Annotated in this window: 22 protein-coding genes; 13 read left to right on the plus strand and 9 right to left on the minus strand. The window is 69.8% G+C overall.

Annotation, left to right across the window (positions count from 1 at the left end; translation table 11 throughout):
• Positions 1-199 precede the first annotated feature (199 nt).
• Positions 200-1387, minus strand: coding sequence for a quinolinate synthase NadA (gene nadA / locus ACZ61E_RS07925; protein WP_469698535.1), 1188 nt, complete (start codon positions 1385-1387; stop codon positions 200-202).
• 289 nt (positions 1388-1676) lie between these two features.
• Between nadA and ACZ61E_RS07930 the strand changes: the two genes are divergently transcribed.
• Positions 1677-2033 (plus strand): HesB/IscA family protein, encoded by a 357-nt coding sequence (locus tag ACZ61E_RS07930; protein ID WP_078077727.1) that lies wholly within the window; start codon positions 1677-1679, stop codon positions 2031-2033.
• A gap of 131 nt (positions 2034-2164) precedes the next feature.
• Here the strand turns inward: ACZ61E_RS07930 and ACZ61E_RS07935 are convergent, their stop codons facing one another.
• Together ACZ61E_RS07935 and ACZ61E_RS07940 are read right to left on the minus strand one after the other, a co-directional pair.
• Entirely contained in the window at positions 2165-3679 is a 1515-nt protein-coding gene (locus ACZ61E_RS07935) for a hypothetical protein (RefSeq protein ID WP_469698537.1), read from the minus strand.
• Positions 3680-3792: 113 nt separating this feature from the next.
• A complete protein-coding gene (locus ACZ61E_RS07940; RefSeq protein ID WP_469698539.1) occupies positions 3793-4005 on the minus strand; it encodes a hypothetical protein in 213 nt (70 codons plus the stop codon).
• A 130-nt stretch (positions 4006-4135) separates the two neighbouring features.
• On the opposite strand from ACZ61E_RS07940, the gene ACZ61E_RS07945 reads away from it, so the two are divergent.
• The 3 genes from ACZ61E_RS07945 (at position 4136) to ACZ61E_RS07955 (ending at position 7822) form a co-directional block, all read left to right on the plus strand.
• Entirely contained in the window at positions 4136-5110 is a 975-nt protein-coding gene (locus ACZ61E_RS07945; protein ID WP_469698541.1) for a carbohydrate kinase family protein, read from the plus strand.
• A gap of 300 nt (positions 5111-5410) precedes the next feature.
• Complete coding sequence (locus ACZ61E_RS07950; RefSeq protein ID WP_469698543.1) at positions 5411-7030, plus strand: AMP-binding protein; 1620 nt, start codon at positions 5411-5413, stop codon at positions 7028-7030.
• Positions 7031-7096: 66 nt separating this feature from the next.
• The gene (locus ACZ61E_RS07955; protein ID WP_469698544.1) at positions 7097-7822 is read left to right on the plus strand and encodes a transmembrane-type terpene cyclase; all 726 of its coding nucleotides are present in this window, start codon (positions 7097-7099) and stop codon (positions 7820-7822) included.
• Positions 7823-7834: 12 nt separating this feature from the next.
• On the opposite strand, the gene ACZ61E_RS07960 is transcribed toward ACZ61E_RS07955, so the two are convergent.
• On the minus strand, positions 7835-8761 hold the full coding sequence (locus ACZ61E_RS07960; RefSeq protein ID WP_469698546.1) for a sigma-70 family RNA polymerase sigma factor: 927 nt from the start codon (positions 8759-8761) through the stop codon (positions 7835-7837).
• A 144-nt stretch (positions 8762-8905) separates the two neighbouring features.
• Here ACZ61E_RS07960 and ACZ61E_RS07965 point away from each other — a divergent pair, with 144 nt between their 5' ends.
• From ACZ61E_RS07965 to ACZ61E_RS07975, 3 genes are all read left to right on the plus strand, one after another.
• Positions 8906-11155 (plus strand): MMPL family transporter, encoded by a 2250-nt coding sequence (locus ACZ61E_RS07965; protein WP_469698548.1) that lies wholly within the window; start codon positions 8906-8908, stop codon positions 11153-11155.
• 113 nt (positions 11156-11268) lie between these two features.
• Positions 11269-12027, plus strand: coding sequence for a class I fructose-bisphosphate aldolase (locus ACZ61E_RS07970; protein ID WP_469698550.1), 759 nt, complete (start codon positions 11269-11271; stop codon positions 12025-12027).
• A gap of 91 nt (positions 12028-12118) precedes the next feature.
• Positions 12119-13234: a 3-dehydroquinate synthase II domain-containing protein gene (locus ACZ61E_RS07975; protein WP_469698552.1), complete on the plus strand. Its 1116-nt coding sequence runs from the start codon at positions 12119-12121 to the stop codon at positions 13232-13234.
• Between the two features lie 89 nt (positions 13235-13323).
• Here ACZ61E_RS07975 and ACZ61E_RS07980 read toward each other — a convergent pair whose 3' ends face one another.
• The 3 genes from ACZ61E_RS07980 to ACZ61E_RS07990 are packed head-to-tail and all read right to left on the minus strand — an operon-like array spanning position 13324 to position 15230.
• Entirely contained in the window at positions 13324-13506 is a 183-nt protein-coding gene (locus ACZ61E_RS07980) for a hypothetical protein (RefSeq protein ID WP_147872577.1), read from the minus strand.
• Positions 13503-14180, minus strand: coding sequence for a hypothetical protein (locus ACZ61E_RS07985; protein WP_469698554.1), 678 nt, complete (start codon positions 14178-14180; stop codon positions 13503-13505). Before ACZ61E_RS07985 ends, ACZ61E_RS07980 begins: the two co-directional genes overlap by 4 nt.
• Before the next feature lie 12 nt (positions 14181-14192).
• On the minus strand, positions 14193-15230 hold the full coding sequence (locus tag ACZ61E_RS07990) for a UbiA family prenyltransferase (protein ID WP_469698555.1): 1038 nt from the start codon (positions 15228-15230) through the stop codon (positions 14193-14195).
• Between the two features lie 175 nt (positions 15231-15405).
• Here ACZ61E_RS07990 and ACZ61E_RS07995 point away from each other — a divergent pair, with 175 nt between their 5' ends.
• Entirely contained in the window at positions 15406-16479 is a 1074-nt protein-coding gene (locus ACZ61E_RS07995) for a polyprenyl synthetase family protein (protein WP_469698557.1), read from the plus strand.
• Positions 16480-16596: 117 nt separating this feature from the next.
• Here ACZ61E_RS07995 and ACZ61E_RS08000 read toward each other — a convergent pair whose 3' ends face one another.
• Positions 16597-17985, minus strand: a complete 1389-nt coding sequence (locus ACZ61E_RS08000; protein WP_469698558.1) for an aminotransferase class V-fold PLP-dependent enzyme — start codon at positions 17983-17985, stop codon at positions 16597-16599.
• A gap of 255 nt (positions 17986-18240) precedes the next feature.
• Between ACZ61E_RS08000 and ctaC the strand changes: the two genes are divergently transcribed.
• From ctaC to ACZ61E_RS08020, 4 genes are all read left to right on the plus strand, one after another.
• Complete coding sequence (gene ctaC, locus ACZ61E_RS08005) at positions 18241-19203, plus strand: aa3-type cytochrome oxidase subunit II (RefSeq protein ID WP_469698559.1); 963 nt, start codon at positions 18241-18243, stop codon at positions 19201-19203.
• Positions 19200-20939 (plus strand): aa3-type cytochrome oxidase subunit I, encoded by a 1740-nt coding sequence (ctaD, locus tag ACZ61E_RS08010; protein WP_469698561.1) that lies wholly within the window; start codon positions 19200-19202, stop codon positions 20937-20939. Before ctaC ends, ctaD begins: the two co-directional genes overlap by 4 nt.
• The gene (locus ACZ61E_RS08015; protein ID WP_469698563.1) at positions 20936-21334 is read left to right on the plus strand and encodes a cytochrome c oxidase subunit 4; all 399 of its coding nucleotides are present in this window, start codon (positions 20936-20938) and stop codon (positions 21332-21334) included. The genes ctaD and ACZ61E_RS08015 overlap by 4 nt, the downstream gene beginning before the upstream one ends.
• Before the next feature lie 131 nt (positions 21335-21465).
• The gene (locus ACZ61E_RS08020) at positions 21466-22725 is read left to right on the plus strand and encodes a L,D-transpeptidase (protein ID WP_469698565.1); all 1260 of its coding nucleotides are present in this window, start codon (positions 21466-21468) and stop codon (positions 22723-22725) included.
• Positions 22726-22775: 50 nt separating this feature from the next.
• Here ACZ61E_RS08020 and ACZ61E_RS08025 read toward each other — a convergent pair whose 3' ends face one another.
• Positions 22776-23177, minus strand: coding sequence for a hypothetical protein (locus ACZ61E_RS08025; RefSeq protein WP_469698567.1), 402 nt, complete (start codon positions 23175-23177; stop codon positions 22776-22778).
• 254 nt (positions 23178-23431) lie between these two features.
• On the opposite strand from ACZ61E_RS08025, the gene ctaE reads away from it, so the two are divergent.
• Positions 23432-24052 carry an aa3-type cytochrome oxidase subunit III gene (ctaE, locus tag ACZ61E_RS08030; protein ID WP_031231895.1) on the plus strand — a complete coding sequence of 207 codons (621 nt, stop codon included), beginning with the start codon at positions 23432-23434 and terminating at the stop codon, positions 24050-24052.
• Positions 24053-24113: the final 61 nt, after the last annotated feature.

The raw sequence follows: 24113 nt of genomic DNA on the forward strand, positions 1-24113 counted from the left end.
CGGCGGCATACCTCCCCCCGACGCCCCGTCCCCGGAGCCGTTCAACACCGCACCCCCGGCGCCGACCCCTTGTCTGGGGGGGGGGGTGGAGGGGCGCCCGCCAATGGCGGGCGCCCCTTCGTCGTTCCGGCGGATGGACCGGGCGGACCGGGCGGGCCACGCGGTCAGGGTGGACCGGGCGGGACTTCGCGGACCCGTCCTACGGCAGCGCCAGCATCCGTTCCAGCGCGAGCTGCGCGAAGTCGGCCGTCTCCTTCTCGACCTGGATCCGGTTGATGTCCTTGCCCTCGACGAGCGATTCGAGCGCCCACACCAGGTGCGGCAGGTCGATGCGGTTCATCGTCGAGCAGAAGCAGACCGTCCTGTCGAGGAAGACGATCTCCTTGTCGTCGGCGGCGAATCGGTTCGCCAGCCGCCGCACGAGATTCAGCTCGGTGCCGATCGCCCACTTCGAACCGGCGGGCGCCTCCTCCAGCGTCCTGATGATGTACTCCGTCGAGCCCACGTAGTCGGCCGCCGAGACCACCTCGTGCTTGCACTCCGGGTGCACCAGCACATTCACGCCGGGGACGCGCTCGCGGACCTCGTTGACCGAGTCCAGCGAGAAACGGCCGTGCACGGAGCAGTGCCCGCGCCACAGGATCATCTTCGCGTTCCGCAGCTCCTCGGCCGTCAGGCCGCCGTTCGGCTTGTGCGGGTTGTAGAGGACGCAGTCCTCCAGCGACAGCCCGAGGTCCCGTACGGCCGTGTTGCGCCCCAGGTGCTGGTCGGGCAGGAAGAGGACCTTGTCGCCCTGCTCGAAGGCCCAGTCGAGGGCGCGTTCGGCGTTGGACGAGGTGCAGATGGTGCCGCCGTGCTTGCCGGTGAACGCCTTGATGTCGGCGGAGGAGTTCATGTACGAGACGGGGACGACCCGCTCGGCTATGCCGGCCTCGGTCAGCACGTCCCAGCACTCGGCCACCTGTTCGGCCGTCGCCATGTCCGCCATGGAACAGCCGGCGGCCAGGTCCGGCAGGACGACCTTCTGGTCGTCGGCGGTCAGGATGTCCGCCGACTCGGCCATGAAGTGGACACCGCAGAAGACGATGTACTCGGCCTCCGGGCGCGCGGCGGCGTCCTTGGCGAGCTTGAACGAGTCACCGGTCACGTCGGCGAACTGGATGACCTCGTCGCGCTGGTAGTGGTGGCCGAGGATGAAGACCTTCTCCCCGAGCTTCTCCTTCGCCGCGCGGGCGCGTCCGACCAGATCCGGGTCGGACGGCGACGGCAGGTCACCGGGGCACTCCACGCCGCGCTCGCTGCGGGTGTCGGCCTCGCGGCCGAGCAGGAGCAGTGCGAGGGGCGTCGGCTGTACATCGAGATCCTGACGGGCTTGGGCCGTGGTCACGTCACGCACCCTTTCTTCTCTGCGGAGGAGCCTTTTCGTCTAATTGACGCTATCTATCATAACCGCTTCATGTCACTTTGACGATGTCGATAACGTCGATGTGACGCATTCCCGGGAGCAGCGGTCGGTGCCGCTCCGGAGCCGGGTGTGCGAGCATGAGAAGAAGAGCGACAGACCAGGCGAGCGGCGGGCCCGGAATGATTCCGCGGCCTCGGCGGTTGTAGCTGTCGGCAATGAGTCCGTTCTTCCCCTGCCTCGGCGGGGAGGCCCCACCCCGGGAGAGAAGCAGATGTCCGTATCGGACGAGACCACCACCGTGAGCGACGGCATCCTCCTGTCCGACGCCGCCGCGGGCAAGGTCAAGGCCCTGCTCGACCAGGAAGGCAGGGACGACCTCGCGCTGCGCGTCGCGGTCCAGCCCGGCGGCTGTTCCGGTCTCCGTTACCAGCTGTTCTTCGACGAGCGTTCGCTCGACGGCGACGTCGTGAAGGACTTCGACGGCGTCAAGGTCGTCACCGACCGGATGAGCGCCCCGTATCTGGGCGGCGCCTCCATCGACTTCGTCGACACGATCGAGAAGCAGGGCTTCACGATCGACAACCCCAACGCCTCCGGTTCCTGCGCCTGCGGCGACTCCTTCAACTGACCGCCGTCCGGCGGCCCGAGTCGTCCGCCCCGTAACGGGACGGTGAAAGGCGGCGGCCCTCCACTGGAGGGCCGCCGCCTTTCGCGTGCCTGATCTCTCCGTGGCCGCCGGACGCTTCCCGGCGTGCCCGGCTACTTCCGGAGCGGAACGGCGTCCCCGGTGACCGTGTCCACGACCTTCCGGTCCCCGAGCGGCCGGTCCAGCGTCACCTTCTCGGTGAACGCCTTGGCCATCGCGATGCACACACCGCCCGGCGGGGCGGAGTCGACCACCCTCACCTTCACCGCCGACCCGCTCTCGTCCGCCCGCAGCGAGTACTCGCCGCACACACCGCCCGTGAAGCGCACGCTCAGCGTCCTCCCGTCGGCGCTGTACGTCTCGATCGGGGGCTCCGGCGCCCCGCTCTCCTGCGGGACCGCGCCGACATCGCCGCCGCCCGTGCCCGGGCCGCCGTCGCTCCCGCCGTCCGGGGCCAGATACTCGGCGGGGACCGCCGTCCGGGTGACGTACGACGCGGGTCCCTCCCCGGCGCCCGCCACCTCGAACCACCACGACGGTACGAGCGCGGCCCGCCCGTCCACCTGACGGGATGCCAGCCCGAAAACGGCCTCGTCCACGGCCACCCGCGTGGGTTTCGCGCTCTTGCCGTCCTGCTCGCACGGCGCCGCCGGCTCGCGGCCGTCCTGATGCGGCACCGCGGACGCGCAACCGCCGATGCCGCTCGTGCCCCGCTTGCCCGCCGCCCCGTTCAGCAGCTCCAGCGCCTCGGCGGCGCCCATCACCGGATACTCGGGGCCCTTCGCAGGCTCCTTCAACTTCCCGCTGCCGGCCACCACTTGGCCGTCCGCGCCGATCTGGATACCGGTGGACCAGCCGTACGTCGGCAGCCCGCCGATCACCGGGGCGGCGTTCACCACCCGTACGGCGCCCATCAGCTGGCCCGCGTCGAGTGCCGCGTCCTGCTGGCCCAGCGCCTTGAGCACCGGCGCCGCGGCCTTCTTCGCGGCCCCCTCGCTCACCGGGCCCGCCCCGTCACCGGGCACGACGGGGTTGCTCCCGCCGCCTTCGCCGCTCGGGCACTCCTTGGCCTTGAGGCAGTTGTCACCGCCGGGCGCGGGCCCGAAGCGGCCGAACGTCCAGTCGCCCGGCGCTTTCTCGTCGACGGTGAGCAGCGGCCCCGAACCGTCCTCGTGGCCACCGACCTGCCAGGTCGTACCGGAGCGCTCGGGCACGCCGGGCACCCCCAGCACCTCGGCGAGACGCGCCACGTCGGCCGCGGCGACGGATCCCTCCGGGCGGTGCACGGCGGCCGAATCGGGCCCCTCGGGCAGCGTGCCCGAGGCGCGGTACTCGACTCCGTACGGGCTCGGCTCACCGGGCGCGATGCCGAGGCCGGGGCCGGTGCCCCCCTCGCCGCCCGCCTCCGTGCCGAGTGCCAGCGGCGGCGGATCGAGGTCTCCCGCGCCACCCGCGGCGGACTTGCCGCCACCGCCGTCCGACGACGTGGTGGCGAAGTAGACGCCGCCACCGCCGGCGAGCAGGACGGCCGCCGCCGCCACCGACACGACGGCCAAGGGGGAACGCCGCCGTCCGGCCCGTTCGCCGCCGTTCTCGCCGCTCTGATGAGGTCGTTCCGTACGCGTCACCGTCTGCTCCTTCGACCGGGTCGCCCCGCCGGGCCGGGACACCGGTGGGACGGCCGCCGCGAGCGCTCGGTTCCCTCGGGGGTTGGGTTGGGGTCTGTCGTTTGGATCAGGCCCTAGTCCCCGTACTCGGCCATCGCGTCGATCAGCCTGGCCGAGGCGGGCGGTACCGTGACGCCGTGGATCAGCGACGGGGGGACGGGGGCCGGAGCGGCGGCGGCCGGCCGCACCCAGAGCGGCGCCATCCGCGCGCAGTCACCGCGCAGTTCGGCCAGGCTGGTGTCGGATTCGTGTGCGACGCGCTCGCGCGGGACGGTGTGGTTCCTCATGTACGCACCGTAAGTACGGAGCGGTTGAGAGAAAAGCCCTACTATCGGGTAGTTCTGCTCCATCGATGTAAGAGTGCCGACCAGATAGCGTGAACTGTCCATTGTTCTCCTCCACAGGAGCAGTCACGCCGTGAGAATCGCAGTCACCGGCTCCATCGCCACTGACCACCTCATGACCTTCCCCGGTCGCTTCGCCGACCAGTTGGTCGGGGACCAGCTGCACACGGTCTCGCTTTCCTTCCTCGTAGACACCCTCGACGTACGCAGAGGCGGCGTCGGCGCCAACATCTGCTTCGGCATGGGCCAGCTCGGCACCGCGCCGATCCTCGTCGGCGCGGTCGGCCCCGACTTCGACGAGTACCGCGCCTGGCTCGACCGGCACGGTGTCGACACCGCGTCCGTCCGGGTCTCCGAAGTCCTGCACACCGCACGCTTCGTCTGTACGACGGACGCCGACCACAACCAGATCGGCTCCTTCTACACCGGCGCCATGAGCGAGGCCCGGCAGATCGAGCTGAAGTCGGTGGCCGACCGGGTCGGCGGCCTCGATCTGGTGCTCATCGGCGCCGACGACCCCGAGGCGATGCTCCGTCACACCGAGGAGTGCCGCAGCAGGTCCATCCCGTTCGCCGCGGACTTCTCGCAGCAGATCGCGCGGATGGAGGGCGAGGAGATCAGACTGCTGCTCGACGGGGCCACGTATCTGTTCTCCAACGAGTACGAGAAGGGGCTCATCGAGTCCAAGACCGGCTGGAGCGAGGCCGAGATCCTCGACCGGGTCGGCCACCGGGTCACCACGCTCGGCTCCCGCGGTGTCCGGATCGAGCGCGCGGGCGGCGACCCGATCGAGGTCGGCTGCGCTGAGGAGACGGCCAAGGTCGACCCGACGGGTGTCGGTGACGCCTTCCGCGCCGGCTTCCTGTCCGGTCTCTCGTGGGGCGTCGGCCTGGAGCGGGCCGCGCAGGTCGGCTGCATGGTCGCGACCCTGGTCATCGAGACGCTCGGCACCCAGGAGTACACGCTGCGCCGGAACAACTTCATGGACCGCTTCACCAAGGCGTACGGCGACGAGGCGGCCACCGAGGTCCGCGCGCACCTGAAGTAGGAGCCGCCGCCCCGACGCGCCGCCCGCCGGACCCCGGTGGGCGGCGCCGTTCTTCCGCCCGTACCCGCCCCGGCCCATTGAGTGACCCACGTCACACCTGATTCGCCTTGGCCCGGACCGGGGACAGGTGTCACTCTTTCTGCACGTTCGTCGCGCCCGAGAACAGCCGACCCCCGTACCGCAGCCCGTCCGACAGGACGCCGGTCCGGGGGTTTTCCCATGCCCCGGCGCGCCCACCGAGTCGGCCCGTTGCACGGCCACGCCGCCTTCGTCCACCCGTAGTTGAAGAGGTCCCGGAGTATGGCCCTGCGCACACGTCCACCCATCAACATCGGCCTCGTCTTCGACTGGCACGCCCGGAAGAGGAACCGGACGGTCGTCCATCTCGACCGGCCCTTCGACATCGCCCCCGACGGCGGCACCACATACGGAGCCGAAGCGCTCGCGGAACAGGTCAGGGAGGTCTCGAACCGGCTCCACGCGGCCGGGCTGCGCCACGGAGACCGGCTCGCCGTCGTCAAGGACAACCACTTCGACATGGTCCTGATCGCGGCCGGCGCGGCACGGATCGGCGCGCTCCCCGTGATGATGGCGCCCATCCAGGACGTCGACGCCATCCGCACCATGATCGGGAGGGCCGATCCGACGGTGCTGCTCGCCGGCGCGGGCGTGCTGACGAGGGCGGCCGAGGCCGGGATCTCCCTGGCCGGCCCCGGCGTACGGCAGGTGGCGATCGGTGAGCCGGCGGACGGACTGCCGCCCGGCGCGGTGGCCTTCGGCGACCTGAGCGGCGCGGCCGACGCGCCGGTACGGGTACGGGGCGACCACGAGCCCATGATCGTCACGCACACCTCGGGAACGACCGGTGTACCCAAGCTGGTCGTGCACTCACCGTTCACCGCCCTCGGGGCGCTGCCCTACCGGCTGGAGTCCTCCCCGATACCGCTGCTCACCTCGGGCCGCGGCGACGTGGTCGCCAGTGCCATCTCCTTCTGCCACATGCGGGGGCTGTCCTGGACGAAGTCGCAGTTCGCGCTGGCGCCCCGGGCCATGGTGGTGATCTCCGACCCCGGCCTCGAATCGGTCGCCCGGGTGCTGGCGGAGCACCGTCCCACATCGCTGGAGGCGATGCCCAACATCTACCAGCGGTGGGAGGAGCTGGCGGACGACCGGCCCGGACTCTTCTCCCAGGTGCACCGGTTCATCAGCACGTTCGACGCCGTGCATCCGCGTACGGTGCGCAAGTTCCTCGCCGTCTCACGGGCCCGGTTCCCGGTGTGGGCCTGGGGGCTCGGCCAGTCCGAGATCGCCGGTATCTCGGCGAACATATTCACCCGCGGCACCATGCGCAGGGCGGGCACCACCCGCCACGACGTGACCAACCTGGGCTGGCCCACCCTGGTGCGGGTCAGGATCGTCGACCCGGAGACCGGGCGCCGGCTGCCCAGGGGCGAGCCGGGACTGCTGATGGTCAACACCCGGACCCGCTGTCTGGACTACCTGGGGGAGAGCGACCGGCACCGGATGAAGACCGAGGGCGCCTGGTGGAACACCGGAGACCTCGGCGAACGCACCCGGTTCGGCCGGATCAGGCTCGTCGACCGCGAGGTGGACATGATCCCCGGCATGAGCTGCATCGAGGCCGAGAGCACCCTGCTCGACCGTCTGGAGCGGGCCCAGGAAGTGGTCGTGCTCAGCGTGCCCGACGGGCCGCCCGTTCCCGTCCTCTGCATGCGCGACAACCGGATCGACCCCGAGGAGTGGCGGCGGGCGACGGCCGGCCTGCCCGAACTCGGCGAGCCGCGCCTCGTCCCGTGGCAGGACGTGCCCCGGACGGCCACCTGGAAGGTCCGCCGCACCCAGTTGCGCGAACAGCTGCTGGGTGAGAAGCGGGGCAAGGGCACCGGCCAGTGGACGTGACGGAACCGACCGAACGCTGAACCCCCGTACCAGGTAAGGAGACTGACAGTGTGGTGGCCATCCCCTTTGTTCGGCGACGAGGGACGGATCCGGCTGGAGGAGGCGCGTGACCTCCCCGACTGGTATTACGTGGGACTCGTGCTCGTCGTCGGCGGCTTCTGGCTCGCGGCGTACATGTTCGCGATCCAGCGCGCCCGGCTCGACCGCCGGGTCGGCATCCCGGCGGTGGCGGTCGCCTTCAACATCGCCTGGGAGTTCAACGACACCTTCATCGTTCCGCACGCCGGCTGGCAGCGGCCGTTCAACTTCGCCTGGTTCCTGCTCGACATCTACATCGTCATGCAGGTCCTGAAGTTCGGCCTCAAGGACTACCCGGCACTCACCCCGAAGGAGTTCAAACGGTTCTTCGGCGGCGCCTTCCTCTTCGCGGTGCTCTTCATACCCGCCGCGGAACTGGAGATCAACGACTACTACGGCGCCTACGCGGGCCTCGGCGTCAACTGTGTGATGAGCATGGCCTTCATCTCCATGCTGCGGCGCCGCAAGTCCTCGGCCGGCCAGTCGATGTACATCGCGGGCTGCAAGGGCATCGGCTCGGCGCTCGGAGTGCTGATGTCGGTCTCGCTGTACCCGGAGAGCCTGATGATCCCGGTGCTCGGCGCGACCGTGATCATCCTGGACACCGCCTACGCGCGGATGCTGTACCGCCAGATCAAGCGGGAAGGCCAGTCGCCCGCCGCGCTCAACCGGCCCGCGGTGAGCGCGCCGGACGAGAAGCCGGTCGCGGTCTGACCCCGGCACGCCTCAGCCGGTACGGGTGAGCCTCCCGGGATCGACGACCCCGTGGATCCGGCTCACCCGGTCCCCCGCCCGGGTCAGTTCGAGTACGACCACGGTGTGCAGCCGGTCCCCGGCGAACAGCAGCGCCGCCGGTTCGCGGCTCGTGTTCACATAACGGACCGTCAGACCGGAGGTCAGGCCGGGGGCCTTGGCCCGTACGAGACGTACGACCCGGTCCCGGCCCTCCACGACGCGCCGCGCGATGCCCGGCGTGCCGTCACCGTCCGTCCACATCGCCACGTCCGGGGCGAGTACGTCCATCAGGGCCCCGAGGTCACCGCCGAGCGCCGCCGACAGAAAGCGCTCGGTGACGGCCCGGCGCAACTCCGGGCCGGGTTCGCCTCGGGGCCTGCGGGAACGGACACCGGACCGGGCCCGGTGGGCGGTCTGGCGGACGGCGGCCGAGGTGCGGCCCAGCAGGCCGGCGATCTCGCCGTGGTCGTAGCCGAACACCTCCCGCAGGACGAACACGGCGCGCTCCAGCGGTGTCAGGGTCTGAAGCACCACCGTCAGCGCCAGCGACACCGACTCCGCCCGGAGCGCGCCGTCCTCGGCGCCGGCCGGGCCGGTGAGCAGTGGCTGCGGCAGCCAGGGGCCCGGGTCGACGGCGTGCTCGCGGCGGGCGCGCCGCAGCCGTGCCAGCGCCTGGTTCACCGCGATACGGACCAGATACGCACGGGAGTTGGCGATGCCGGAGTGCCGGGCCGATACCCAGGCCAGCCAGGTCTCCTGCAAGGCGTCCTCGGTGTCGGCGACGCTGCCGAGCAGATTGTGGACCAGCGAGAAGAGCAGATCGCGATGGGTGGCGAACACCTCGGTCGCCGCGTCGAGCGCGCCGGGGGCGAGCGTGTCCGGGCCGGTGGCGGGGGAGTGGGGGCCGGCGTTCTGCACCGCCGTCGCCTCCTGTCCGGATCGAGAAGCACTGTGACGCCGGACACATTGTGTCCGGTCGGCTCACACCCCGGACTCCTGACGCCTCGTATGCCTGGCGCATGCCGAAACACCCGTCGAGTCTACGAGGAATGAGAACCGAGAATGCTGGAAACCGTAGCGGGGCTCGCCCTGCGCAGGCGCCGGGCGGTGGTCGTCGTCGCCCTGCTGCTCGCCGTACTGGGAGGCGCGGCGGGCTCGACGCTCTTCACCAAACTCACCGCCGGGGGCTTCGACGACCCCCGCGCGGAATCCGGCCGCGCGGCCTCGGCGCTCAGAGCGGACTTCGGCCACGCGCAGTCGAATCTGACGCTGCTGGTCACCGCGCCCGGCGGTGTGGACGAACCGGCGGCGAGCGCCGCCGGTGCCTCGCTCGGCGCCGAACTGGCCGGTGAACCGGGGGTGGCCGACGTCATCGGCTACTGGGGCGGCGACCGCGCCCCCCAACTGCGCGGTGCCGGGGGCGACAAGGCCCTGATCCTGGCCACCATCACCGGCGACGAGACGGAAGTGGAGGCGCGGGTCAAGGAGTTGCTGCCGCGCTACCAGGGCACGCACGACGGACTGGAGGTCAAGGTCGGCGGCTACGCGCCGCTCCAGCACGAGATCATCGACCAGGGCCAGAAGGACGCCACGAAGGGCGAGATGATCGCCTTCCCGGTGACGCTCGTCCTGCTCGTGTTCGTCTTCGGCAGCCTGGTCGCCGCGGCGCTGCCGCTGGTGATCGCGCTGGTGACGGTGCTGCTGTGCATGGGCTTCATGTGGATCCTGGCGAGTCTGACCTCGCTGTCCTCGCTCTCGGTCAGTGTGATCACCCTGCTGGGGCTGGGCCTCGCCATCGACTACAGCCTGCTGATCGTCAACCGCTACCGCGAGCAACTGCGCGCCGGACACGGCGAGGGCGAGGCCGTCCGCGGCACGCTGCGCTCCGCCGGGCGCACGGTCGTCTTCTCGGCGGTCACGGTGGCGGTGGCCCTCGCGGGCCTGGCCTGGTTCCCGCTGCCCGCCGTGCGGTCCATGGCGTACGCGGGCGTGGCGACCGCCCTGCTGGCCGCCCTCGCCTCGGTCACCCTGCTGCCGGCCCTGCTGGTGGCGCTCGGCCCCCGGATCGAGAAGGGGCGGGTGTTCCGGCGCCGCGAGCGGCCGGCGACGGCGGAGTTGGAGAACGGCTTCTGGCATCGCCTGGCCACCGTCGTGATGCGCAGGCCGCTGCCGGTCGCGACCCTCGTGACGGCCTTCCTGCTGCTGCTCGGCGCGCCGTTCCTCGGCATCAACCTCGGGATGCCGGACGAGCGCACCCTGCCCGAGTCGTCCATGGCCCGGCAGGTGGTCACGGAGATCCGCGCCGAGTTCGACACCAGCGAGCAGAGCGCGCTCCAGGTCGTCGTCCCGGGCGCCCGGGGGAACGGCGAGATCGCCTCGTACGCCGGCGAACTCTCGCGGATGCCGGACGTGGCGCGGGTGGACACGGCCACCGGGAGCTACGCGGACGGCGTACGGGCGTCGTCCGCGACCGAGGCCCATCAGCGGTTCCGCGGCGACGGCTCGGTCTTCCTCTCCGTCACACCCGCGTCGGCCGACGCGGACCTGACCGCTGGGCTGGTCCGGGAGATCCGCGACGCCCCGGCGCCGGCGGGAACCCTGGTCGGCGGTACGGCCGCCGTCAACGAGGACGCGACCGACTCGATGATCCACTGGCTGCCGTACGCACTGGTGTCGGTGGTGCTCGCGATGCTGGTGCTGCTGTTCCTGGTGACGGGCAGTGTGCTGGTGCCCTTCATCGCCGTACTGCTCAGCGCGCTCAGCCTGACAGCGACCTTCGGGGCGCTGGTGTGGATCTTCCAGGACGGTCATCTCGCGGGTCTGCTCGGTGGATTCACCGTCACGGGGGACATCGCGGCGACGGTGCCCGTGATGCTCTTCGCGCTCTCCTTCGGCCTGGCCATGGACTACCAGATCTTCCTGCTGGCCAGGATCAGGGAGGAGTACGAGATCACCGGGGACGGGAACGCGGCGGTCGCCCGCGGCCTGGAGCGCATCGGACGGATCGTCACCGCCGCGGCGGTGCTGATCTCCGTGGTGTTCCTCGCCTTCGCCGTCTCGGACATCACGCTGTCCAAGGCGTACGGCATCGGCCTGCCGCTGGCCGTCCTGATGGACGCGACCCTGATCCGGGGACTGCTGCTGCCCGCGCTGATGCGGCTCGGCGGGCGCGCCACCTGGTGGGCGCCCGCCCCGTTGCGGCGCGTGCACGCCAGGTTCGGCCTGAAGGAGTACGACGGCGCGCCGGACGCCGAACAGCCCCGGCCGGTGACCGCGGCACGCCGGGGCGTGTCCGCGCCCGACCGTATGTGAGTTGTCCGTAGCAACCGAACCGACCGGCCGCCCGCAGGGGCCGGCTCCGGCGCCTTCCGCGCCCGAGCCGGCCCCTGCGTCGTGCCGGAGACCAGCGAGCGAGAGGTAGGGCAGTGACAGTGGTGAACGGAAAAGAACGCCGGCTGCGTCGGCTGATCGGGGAGGACGGCAGAACGCTGCTCGTGGCGCTCGACCACTCGGTGACCACGGGTGTCGCCGGCGGACTGGCCAACATGGGGTCCGTCATGCGCTCCGTGGTCAGCGGTGGCGCCGACGGCATCGTCGCGCACCGGGGATCGGCCGCCCGGGAGATGCCCGTGCAGCGGGACACGGCGATGATCGTGCACCTGTCGGGCAACACCGCGCTCAGCCCGCAGTCCGAACTCAAGGCCACGGTCTGCGAACCGGAGACCGCCGCCGCGATGGGCGCCGACGCCGTGTCGGCGCACATCACCCTCGGCTGCGGCCACCGGGAGGACCGCGACGCGCTCGTGGGGCTCGGCGCCGTCGCCCGCTCCTGCGACCGGCTCGGTATGCCGCTGCTGGTGATGACGTACATCAGGACCGAGGCGGCGGACATCGGCCCCGACGTGCTGCACGCCTCGCGGATCGCGGCCGAACTGGGCGCGGACATCGTCAAGGCGGCCCACCCCGGCGAGCAGTACCTCACCGATCTGGCCAGCCAGGTGCCGGTGCCCGTGGTGATCGCCGGCGGCGGCCCGGACGGCTCGTGGGACGCCTTCCTCAACTCCGCCAAGAACGCGATCGGCTCGGGCATCGCCGGTCTCTGCGTCGGCCGCCGGGTCTTCGGCAGCGCCGACCCCGCGCGGGCCACGGCCGAACTCCGCGGCGTCGTGCACGGCTCCGGCTGAGCCGGCCGCGCGTCGACCCGCGGCACCCTCCCGCACCCCGGAGCCGTCAGCGCTCTCGCAACCCTCGGAACCTCTCAGAAACGGATGGCACGTGGACACGGAACAGGAACTCTGGGCGGACGTCACGGGACTCGGCCCCGACGCGACGGCTGCGGCCCTCGCACACGCGCGGTCCTCCGCCGCGACGACGGTCCTGCTGCGCCCCGACCAGCTCGACGGCTGGGAACCGCTGGAGCGGATCACCCTGGCCGCCCTGGTGGACGCGGACAACGCCCCCGCCGCACTGGACGACCAGCGGGTGGGCGTCCTCCTGGTGGAGACACCGGCGCAGCTCGACACCGTACGGGCCCTCGCCGGTGGCCGGCCGGTCGGTGTGCGCTGCGAGATCGTCGACGGCGAGACCATGAACACGGCGGCAGATCTCTGCGGCAGGGCCGATGTGCTGGTGGCGGCCTTCATCGACGAGACCAACATCCCGCTGGAGCTGCTGCTGGCCCGCGCCCAGGACGGCAGGACCCGGGTGCTGAAGGAACTGCTCAGCTCGGCCGAGACGGCGAGCGTCGCCGGTGTGCTGGAGAGCGGGCCCGCCGGCCTGGTCGTCCGCGGTGACCAGCTCGCCGACATCGACCGGGTGGGCGAGGCGCTGCGGCTGCGCCGGCAGGTCCGCAAGGACCTCGTGCCGCTGGAGGTCGTACGCGCGGAACCGATCGGCATGGGGTACCGGGGCTGTGTCGACACGGCCACGCTGTTCGGCGAGGACGAGGGCATGATCGTCGGCTCGACGTCCTCCGGCGGCATCCTGGTCTGCGCGGAGGTGCACTACCTGCCGTACATGAACCTCCGCCCGTTCCGCGTGAACGCCGGTGCCGTGCACAGCTATGTCTTCGGGGCGGACACCACCGCGTACATCACCGACCTCGCCGCCGGGGAGCGTTCGCACGCCGTCTCGGCGGACGGCACGTTCCGCGAGGTCGTGGTCGGCCGGGTGAAGGTCGAACTCCGTCCGCTGCGGCTCATCGAGGCCACGTACGGGGACGTCAAGGTCAACGTCTTCCTCCAGGACGACTGGCACGTGCGGGTGATGAGCGCCGAGGGCAAACCGCTCAACCTCACCGACGTGGTGCCGGGCACCAAGCTCCTTGGCCATGTCACCGAGCCCGGACGGCACGTCGGGATCAAGGTGGCCGAGCAGATCAGCGAGTTCTGACGGACCCCCGGTGCCGGGGGACCGAGGGGCCCGGCCCGTCGCGGTGCCGGGCCACCCGCTCCAGGAGGGGTGGCCCGGCTCCGCGGTGCTCAGCGGTCCGGCCCCTTGGCGATCACGGTGAGCTCCGCGATGTCGAACTCGGCCCGGCCGGGGGTGCCGTAGCGGGTGAGCTTCCCCCGGCGTACCCACTGCCGGATCGTCGCTTCCGGAACACCCACGGCGAGCGCGGCCACTTTCGTCGGAACGCGCCGGTGGCGCGGCGGCCTGGTCACGCGCTGACCCCCTTCTTCCGCTCGATACGGCTCTGGAGGAGGAACCATTCGTGAACCTCCCAGGAATGCCCGGCGGCGCAGCTGACGCCGCGGGAATCCGAGATTCGCTGGCCCGGCGCCGCGGCGGTGATGATTTCCGCGCAGCCGGGTTCGACGCACCGGCCCAGCGTGATGAGCCGGGCCTCAGGCGCCGGATCGATCGTCCGCCGCGCCTGCGTCGTCAGATTCTCGATCTCGTCCGCGAAGACCACGGCCTCGGTGGATGTGGCGAGCCAGTGCAGATGGCTGAGGAGAAAGTCCGTCAGACTTTTAACCGAGGTGCCGGGTGCGGGTGTTCCTCTGTCGTCGGCGACACTGCTCGACCATGCGGTGAGCACACCGGAGATATTGCTGCGTGTCTCGATGGCCGAATCATTGAGGGGGGCCACTTCCCGGCTTCCCGCCACTCGTTGCCGTGCCGGGTTCCGGGGACCCCCGAAAACATGGTCGACGCATTCCTCGTGCAGCGCGGGAAGGCTGGTGAGATTTCTTTCCGTCTGTCGTAGACAGGGTGCGCAAAGCCGGAGCCCTTTCATCGACTTCATCTCCACCATATGGTTTCGCTCGCACAGTGGTCCGGTCATTTTCTTTCCCCCATGTGAATGAACCGAATTCGCCGTGGTGTTCTGGATCACCGCCCTCCACCGCTACCGGTGAAGGGCGAAGAACGTCGGTACGGCGATGCCGGCGAACCCGAGGTTGTACGCGATGAGTCCGAGCTTCCTGGCCCGGAGCCACTGGCCTCTGACCGGCCCGTGATAGAGCTGCGCCGCGTGCAGGGCGGTGGCGGGGAGCGCGGTGAGGAGCAGCCACCCCGGCCATCCGGCGGTCGTCGCGAGCGCGGTGAGCAGACCGGTGGAGAGCAGGAAGAACGTGGCCATGGCCGCGTTCTGGACGGCTCTGCCCGTGGTCACGGCCAAGGTGCGCCGGCCCGCCATCCGGTCGCCGGCCACGTCGTTGACGTTGGAGTAGCTGCTGACCATGACCAGCCAGAGGCCGAGCAGCAGGGCCTGTGCGACGGCCGGCCACGTCCAGTCGCGGTTCACCGCGAGAAAGGGCGCGAGCAGCCCCGCGGCGGTCGACAGGCAGAGCAGCGTCTCGCCGCCGCCGCGCCGGTAACTCACCTTCAGGCCGACCGAGTACTGGACGCTGAACACGAATCCCAGAAGATAGAGCGCATAGGCGCTGAAGGGAGCGTGCCAGTCGAGCGCCCAGAATGCCGCCGCCCCGGCCAGCAAGGCCAGGAATCCTGATCCGACGGCGAAGGCGAGAGCCTGCCTCTCGGTGACGGCGCCGGTCAGCAGCGGCTTGGCGCGAATGTCGCGGAGCTGCTCGTCCGACTGGTAGTTCATCAGGTCGCTGCCATTCCTGAATCCCGCAATGTCGTCACTGGCGCACGCACACGCGACGATGGCGACCGAGCCCAGCAGGAAGAGGAGCATCGCGGTCGTGGCACCCGGTCGTCGCAGCGCTTCCGGGCTGAGCAGCAGCCATGCGAGAGCGAGACCGAAATAGTGCTGGAAAACGCGGATCTTCGAAAGTCGAAGTAATCCGCGGAGGACGGTTGTTCGGGATGTTTTGGATGCTGCCTCAGATATTTCGGCAGACTTTGTTTCCATGCAGACCCCCCGGTTCCGCGTTGACCCGATAACGAACTCGGGACAATAGGGCCACGATCCTTCCATGGGCGGTTGGGCTTGTCAACGGCTTTGCCGCGCGGGGGAGTTGTGACCTGTTGGTGAAAGTGTGTGGCGGTACGTCCATCTTGAGGTGCTGGATTACTGGACCGTAATTCAAGTTTTTCTCAAGGAAGATTTTGCCATGGAATTAGAAATTCCGATTGAGCCCCAGGAGACACGTGTGACCACCGAAGTGACCGCCCGGTCCGACAACGGCGTGCTGACGGCGGACTCCGCGCGCCGCACCACGCGCCACCTGCTGGAGCGGGTGGAGCACCGCCTGCGCGACTTCCTCACGGCCGAGAACGAGATCTGGACGGCCGTCGACAAGCGCGCCCCGGTCCCCGTCGAGGCCGTGGCCGACCTGATCGACTCCGGCGGCAAGCGGCTGCGCCCCGCCTTCTGCGTCATGGGATACCTCGCGGCGGGCGGTGCCCCGGACGCGCCCGGAGTCGTACCGGCCGCCGCCGCGCTGGAGATGCTGCACGCCTGCGCGCTCATCCACGACGACGTCATGGACGCGTCCGGACAGCGTCGCGGCGCGCCCACCGTCCATATGAAGCACTCGGCCGAGCACAGGGAGCGCGCCTGGCAGGGCGAGGCCCGCCGATTCGGCGAGAGCGTGGCCATACTCGCCGGCGACCTGGCGCTCATCTACTCCGACCGGCTGATGGCCGAGGCGCCTCCCGCGCTCGTCCCCGTCTGGAGCGAACTGCGCGCGGAGCTGATCATCGGTCAGTACATGGACGTCGCGTCGGCGGCCGAATTCTCCGTCGACCCGGAACTCTCCCGCTGGATCGCGCTCGCCAAGTCCGGCCGCTACACCATTCACCGGCCCCTCGTCGTCGGCGCCACCCTCGCGGGGGCCACCGGACTCGCCGAGGCCTTCGAGGAGTACGGGGGCGCGCTCGGCGAGGCGTTCCAGCTCCGCGACGACCTGCTGGGCGCGTTCGGGGACCCCACCGAGACGGGCAAGCCCGCCGGACTCGACTTCTCCCAGCACAAGATGACGCTGCTGCTCGGCTGGGCCATGCAGCGTGACGAGCGGGTCCGCGACCTGGTCACCACTCCCGGACACGACGCGGACGAACTGCGCGACCTGCTCGTCGCGACGGGCGTCCCGGACGACGTGGAGAAGCACATCGACGAACTCGTCGCGCGTGGCCGCGCGGCACTCGACGCCGCCCCCATGGACCAGGTCTGGCGCGACCAACTCGGCGCCATGGCCCTGCGCGTCGCCTACCGGAAGACCTGAGACACGCGCGGGCGCGCGGAGACACGCGGGCGCACGGAGACATACGCCGGACATGACGGGAACGGATGAGCGGGGAGCGGGAGAGAGGGAGAGAGGGAGTGCGCGTACGGCCGGCGGTCAGACGAGGCGGCGCACGAGGAACGCGGTGCCCTCCCGGCCGCCGTACTCGTGTCCGCGCATCTCGCACCAGGCCGGGATGTCCAGCCGGGCGGCCTCGTCGTCGGACAGGACCGTCACCGTGCCCCCCACCGGCACGTCCCCGATCACCTTGGCCAGCTCGATCACCGGGACCGGGCACAGCTTGCCGAGCGCGTCCACGACCACCGACGCCGCGGCGCCCGGTGCCCGCCCGTCACCGGCCTCCGGCGCCGCCGGAACGCCCAGCCGCTCCCGTACGCCCGCGACCACCCCCGGCAGCACCTCCAGGAACCGCTCCACATCGGCCTCGGCCGTCCCCCGGGGCAGCGACACCCTGACATTGCCCTCCGAGAGCACCCCCATCGCCCGCAGCACATGGCTGGGGGTCAGTGTGCCGCTCGTGCAGGACGAACCCGACGAGACGGAGAACTCCGCCCGGTCCAGTTCGTGCAGCAGTGTCTCCCCGTCGACATAGAGACAGGAGAAGGTGACGAGGTGCGGGAGCCTGCGCACCGGATCACCCACCACCTCGACGTCGGGCACCGACCGGGGCACCCGTGCCCGGATCCGGTCCACCAGCACCCGCAGCCGGGCCGCCTCCCGCTCGGCCTCGGACCGCACCGCCCGCAGCGACGCGGCGGCGGCGACGATCGCCGGCAGGTTCTCGAATCCGGGTACGCGCCCCGACTCCCGCTCGTCCGACGGACCCTGGGGGGCGAACCGCACCCCCTTGCGCACGGCGAGCAGCCCCACCCCGGCGGGCCCGCCCCATTTGTGCGCGCTCGCGGTCAGCAATGACCACGCCCCGTCCACCGGACCCCATCCCAGCGACTGCGCGGCGTCCACCAGCAGCGGCACCCCGGCCGCCCGGCACGCCTCGGCGACCTCCCCGACCGGCTGCACGGTGCCGACCTCGTGGTTGGCCGACTGGAGGCAGGCGAGCGCCGTGCCGGGGCGCAGGGCCGCCGCGTACGCCGACGGGGACACCGCCCCCGTCCGGTCCACCGGGACCTCCGTCACCGCCGGGTCGTCCCCATCCGTGACCCGCGTGCGGGCGGCGTGGAGCACCGACGAGTGCTCGACGGCCGAGACCACCACATGGGCGCCGACACGCCGGCGTCCCGCGAGCGATCCGGCCACCCCGGAGTGCACCGCGTACGTCCCCGAAGGAGTGAATACCAACTCGTCGGGTCGGCACTCCACGGCCTCCGCCGCGGCCTCGCGCGCGGCGTCCAGCAGCAGCCTGGCCCGCCGTCCCTCCCGGTACAGCCTGGCGGGATCGGCCCAGCCCTCGTCCAGGGCCGCGCGCAGGGCCTCGTGTGCGACGGGGTGCAGCGGTGCGGAGGACGCGGAGTCGAAGTAGGCCACGCCACCACGCTATGCCTTGCGCGGTCCGGGGGCGGCGACGGCTTCCGGAAGGACCGTCAGAAGGGCCCCGGACCCGGCCCCTCCGCCCCTTCGGGCCCCCGGGCGGCGCGTTGGGCACCCTCCATGCGCGACCCCGAATTGCGTCCAGTAGGGTTTGGTCCGCATAAACATCCAAACCCCTGCCCGCGTCGGGCCGGCGACCGACCGTGACGGCCGCAGCCGGCTGTGCGGGCGAGACTCTCGGGAAGGCGCTACGTGAGTCCCAACGGCTCCGACCGCTCGTCGCGGCGCCCGATGCGGCGGAAGCTGCCGCAGGTGCTGACTGCGGGCCTGATCCTCGCGACCGCCTCCGGTTGCACGTACAAGGATTTCCCCCGCCTCGGAATGCCCACTCCGGTGACCGAGGAGGCCCCCAGAATCCTCTCTCTCTGGCAGGGCTCGTGGGCGGCAGCGCTCGTCACGGGCATCCTGGTGTGGGGGCTGATCCTGTGGAGCGTCATCTTCCACCGGCGCAGCCGCACCAAGGTGGAGGTACCTCCACAGACCCGTTACAACATGCCCATCGAGGCGCTGTACACGGTCGTCCCGCTCATCATCGTCTCGGTGCTCTTCTACTTCACCGCGCGTGACGAGTCGAAGCTCCTGTCTCTCGCCGACAAGCCCACCCACACGGTCAACGTGGTCGGCTATCAGTGGAGCTGGGGCTTCAACTACGTGGAGAACGTGGACGGCGACGCCTCCACGGGCACCGAGGTTCCCAAGGAGCTCGGTGACATCCCGCAGAAGTTCCAGGACGACTTCCCGGCCGGCGCCGAAGGCGTCTACGACGCCGGAATCCCGGGCACGCGCAACCCCCAGAACGGCAACCCGGGTCCGACCCTGTGGCTGCCGAAGGGCGAGAAGGTCCGGTTCGTCCTGACCTCGCGTGACGTCATCCACTCCTTCTGGGTCGTGCCGTTCCTGATGAAGCAGGACGTCATTCCGGGGCACACCAACGCCTTCGAGGTGACTCCCAACCAGGAGGGCACCTTCATGGGCAAGTGCGCCGAACTCTGCGGCGTGGACCACTCCCGGATGCTCTTCAACGTCAAGGTCGTCTCCCCGGAGCGCTACCAGCAGCACCTGAAGGAGCTGGCCGAGAAGGGGCAGACCGGCTACATCCCGTCGGGCATCGGACTGACGGACCCGGCCAGGAATGCGGAGAAGAAACAACTGTGAGCATCCTCAACGAACCCAAGGGTGCCGCCGCAGCAGCTGACGACTCGTACGAGAACGAGCTGCCGGTACGGCGCAAGCAGCCCGGCGCTGTCGTCGTCAAGTGGCTGACCACCACCGATCACAAGACGATCGGCACGCTCTATCTGGTCACGTCGTTCGTCTTCTTCTGCATCGGTGGTGTGCTCGCGCTCTTCATGCGCGCCGAGCTGGCCCGTCCCGGCACGCAGATCATGTCGAACGAGCAGTTCAACCAGGCGTTCACGATGCACGGCACGATCATGCTGCTGATGTTCGCGACGCCGCTGTTCGCCGGTTTCGCGAACTGGATCATGCCGCTCCAGATCGGCGCGCCCGACGTGGCGTTCCCGCGGCTGAACATGTTCGCCTACTGGCTCTACCTGTTCGGCTCGCTCATCGCGGTGGCCGGTTTCATCACCCCGCAGGGCGCGGCCGACTTCGGCTGGTTCGCGTACTCCCCGCTGTCGGACGCGGTCCGTTCGCCGGGCATCGGCGCCGACCTGTGGATCATGGGCCTCGCCTTCTCCGGCTTCGGCACGATCCTCGGTTCGGTCAACTTCATCACCACGATCATCTGCATGCGCGCGCCCGGCATGACGATGTTCCGGATGCCGATCTTCTGCTGGAACGTGCTGCTGACCGGTGTGCTGGTCCTGCTCGCCTTCCCGGTGCTGGCCGCCGCGCTCTTCGCGCTGGAGGCCGACCGGAAGTTCGGTGCGCACATCTTCGACGCCGCCAACGGCGGCGCGTTGCTCTGGCAGCACCTGTTCTGGTTCTTCGGGCATCCGGAGGTGTACATCATCGCCCTGCCGTTCTTCGGCATCGTCTCCGAGATCATCCCGGTGTTCAGCCGGAAGCCGATGTTCGGATACATCGGCCTGGTCGCGGCGACGATCGCCATCGCCGGCCTCTCGGTGACGGTGTGGGCGCACCACATGTATGTGACGGGCGGCGTACTCCTACCGTTCTTCTCGTTCATGACCTTCCTGATCGCGGTGCCGACCGGTGTGAAGTTCTTCAACTGGATCGGCACGATGTGGAAGGGCTCACTGTCCTTCGAGACACCCATGCTCTGGACCATCGGCTTCCTGGTCACCTTCACCTTCGGCGGTCTGACGGGCGTCATCCTGGCCTCGCCGCCGATGGACTTCCACGTCTCCGACTCGTACTTCGTCGTCGCGCACTTCCACTACGTCGTCTTCGGCACGGTCGTGTTCGCGATGTTCGCCGGCTTCCACTTCTGGTGGCCGAAGATGACGGGCAAGATGCTCGACGAACGGCTCGGGAAGATCACCTTCTGGACCCTGTTCATCGGCTTCCACGGCACGTTCCTGGTCCAGCACTGGCTGGGCGCCGAGGGCATGCCGCGCCGTTACGCGGACTACCTGGCCGCCGACGGGTTCACCGCGCTGAACACCATCTCCACCATCAGCTCGTTCGTGCTCGGTCTGTCGGTCCTGCCGTTCTTCTACAACGTCTGGAAGACCGCCAAGTACGGGAAGAAGGTCGAGGTGGACGACCCGTGGGGCTACGGCCGTTCACTCGAATGGGCGACTTCCTGCCCGCCCCCGCGGCACAACTTCACCACGCTGCCGCGCATCCGCTCCGAATCCCCGGCGTTCGACCTGCACCACCCGGAGATCGCGGCGCTCGAACACCTTGAGAACGACGGACAGAAGGACGCCGCTCTGCTCGGTGGCAAGGAGGTCGGCAAGTGAAGGTCCAAGGCTGGATGTTCCTCTGGCTGAGCCTCTTCATCCTCGTCGTCGCCGGTGTCTACGGCGTCTGGTCGAAGGAGCCGGTCGGCACCACGGCACTCTTCCTGGCCTTCGGCCTGAGCCTCATGATCGGCTTCTACCTGGCCTTCACGGCCCGGCGGGTCGACGCGATGGCCCAGGACAACAAGGAGGCCGACGTCGCGGACGAGGCCGGCGAGGTCGGGTTCTTCTCCCCGCACAGCTGGCAGCCGCTCTCCCTGGCCATCGGCGGAGCGCTCGCGTTCCTCTCCGTCGCCATCGGCTGGTGGCTGCTGTTCTTCTCGCTCCCGATCATCCTGGTCGGCCTGTGGGGCTGGGTCTTCGAGTACTACACGGGTGAGAACCAGAACCAGTAGGCACAACGGCCTCGACCTGCCGTGACGCGAGACCAAGGGCCCGGATCCCCCTCACCCGTGAGGAGGATCCGGGCCCCTCGTTTGCAGTCACACAGCGCGCCGTAACCGGACATTCTTCTTAACGTGTGCTTATGAACCACACGCCGCGCTATCGCACCGTTCTCGGCTGCACGCTGCTGGTCCTGTCCGTGGGGGCCGTGGCGACCGGCTGTGGCGATACGGATCGCCACCCGCTGTCCGGCAAGCCCTACGACGCAGCCGACCAGGTCTCCCTCAACGCGCCCAAGGGGGACGCCAAGGCGAACCCCGACAAGCCGCTGGAAGTCGTCGCCAAGGGCGGCGACGGACGGATCACCGATGTGACCGTCACCGACAAGGCCGGCCACCACCTCGCGGGTGAACTGGCCGCGGACGGCGCCCGCTGGCACTCCACGGCCCCCCTGGCCGCCGGCGCGCGCTACACCGTCAAGGTCTCCACGGAGGACGAGGACGGCGCTCCAGGCAGCCGTACGTTCGACTTCGAGACGTCCTCGGTGCAACGCAACCTGAACGTCAAGTTCGGCCCGGAGGCGGGCAAGTACGGCGTCGGCCAGCCCATCACCGCGGAGCTGAGCGCACCCGTCAAGGACCGGGAGGCCAGGGCCGTCGTCGAACGCGGCCTCAAGGTCCGCTCCAGCCCCGCCGCCGAGGGTGCCTGGTACTGGGTCGACGACAAGAAGCTGCACTTCCGGCCCAAGGAGTACTGGCCCGCGAACGCGACCGTCAGCGTCACCAGCACCCTCGACGGGATCAAGGTCGACAACAAGCTGTACGGCGGCCCGGTGAAGCCTCTCAAGATCACCACGGGCGACCGCCTCGAAGCCGTCGCCGACGCCGGCACGCACCACATGACGGTCATGCGCAACGGCGAGGTGATCAAGACGATCCCCGTGACCACCGGCAAGCCGGGCTTCTCCACCCGCAACGGCGTCAAGGTCGTGCTGGAGAAGCAACAGTTCGTACGGATGCGCGGTACCAGCGTCGGTATCGCGGCCGGCAGCAGCGAGTCGTACGACCTGCCCGTCTACTGGGCGACGCGGGTCACCTGGAGCGGTGAGTACGTGCACGCCGCGCCGTGGTCCGTCGGCTCACAGGGGTCGGCGAACGTCAGCCACGGCTGTGTCGGCATGTCGACCGAGAACGCCGAGTGGTTCTTCGACGCCGTCCGCCAGGGCGACATCGTCAAGGTCGTCAACAGCGGCGGCGACGACATGGACCCGTTCGGCAACGGATTCGGCGACTGGAACGTGGACTGGGCCAAGTGGCGCCAGGGAAGCGCGCTGACCGGCGGCACCGGGGCCGGGGACGGCACCGGCCCTGTCGAGGCCGCCCGGCTGCGCCCGCACGTCTGAGGAACACGCCGCGGGGGCCGGGTGACCGGCCCCCGCCGGGGTGGAGCCTGTCAGGCCCCCACGGCGAGCCTGGTGCGCAGCAGCGCCGCCAGGGCGTCGGGGAAGCCCACCGGGTCCACCGGCAGCGTCACGGCGGACTCCGCGCGGCTCCAGGTCGCCAGCCAGGCGTCCTGCGGGCGGCCCATCAGCAGCAGCACGGGCGGGGAGTTGAAGATCTCGTCCTTGATCTGCCGGCACAGGCCCATGCCGCCGATGGGCGTCGCCTCACCGTCGAACACACAGGCGTCGACGCCGCCCCGGTCGAGTTGCTTCAGCACGGCGTGCATCGTCGCGCACTCGATGTACTCGACCGGTGGCAGATCGGCGGCCGGCCTGCGCCCCGCGGCCGTCCGCACCTGCTCGCGGGTGTTCGCGTCGTCGCTGTAGATCAGGACCGTGGCAGTCGGCTGCATTGTTCCTCCGTGACATCCGTCGTGACATCCGCACATCCGCGTCTGCGAGGGCTTCGGAGTCCGGGGCCCGCCGTGTGGACCGGCCCGGGGCGCCGAGAGCCCGCTGCGCGGATGCTACTCCGTCGCACACCATGTCAGCACGGGTCCCGGTCCTCCCGCGATGGGCCGTTCGGTCCTTCCCCGAGTCCCGTCCGAAGCGGCTGACACTCCGAATGGGACCCCCGGGAGTGAGGGCGGGATAAGCGACCGACATAATGTCGGTCGTGGCGACAGCAACGACAGTAGAAACCGGGCACGCGCACCCGACGGTCAATCGGCCGAACCTCACCAGTGTCGGAACGATCATCTGGTTGAGCTCCGAGCTGATGTTCTTCGCGGCCCTCTTCGCGATGTACTTCACCCTGCGGTCGGTGACAGGGGATGCGTTCTGGTCGGAGAAGGCCGATTCGCTGAACATCCCGTTCTCCGCGGTGAACACCACGATCCTGGTGCTCTCCTCACTCACCTGCCAGCTCGGCGTCTTCGCCGCGGAGCGGGGCGACGTGAAGAAGCTCCGCTCGTGGTTCGTGATCACGTTCGTGATGGGTGCGGTCTTCATCGGTGGCCAGATCTTCGAGTACACGGAGCTCGTGAAGCACGAGGGCCTCTCGCTCTCGTCCGACGCGTACGGCTCCGCGTTCTACCTGACCACCGGCTTCCATGGTCTGCACGTGACAGGCGGTCTCATCGCCTTCCTGCTGGTTCTCGGCAGAACGTACGCGGCCAAGAGGTTCACCCACGAGCAGGCAACCGCCGCCATCGTCGTGTCCTATTACTGGCACTTCGTCGATGTCGTCTGGATCGGCCTCTTCGCCACGATCTATCTGATCAAGTAGCGGGCCACGCGCCCGAAGCGCTCGCGCACAGTCCAGAAGCACCGACGCAGAAGATCCTGAC

The organism is Streptomyces sp. NPDC104581 (assembly GCF_055583685.1).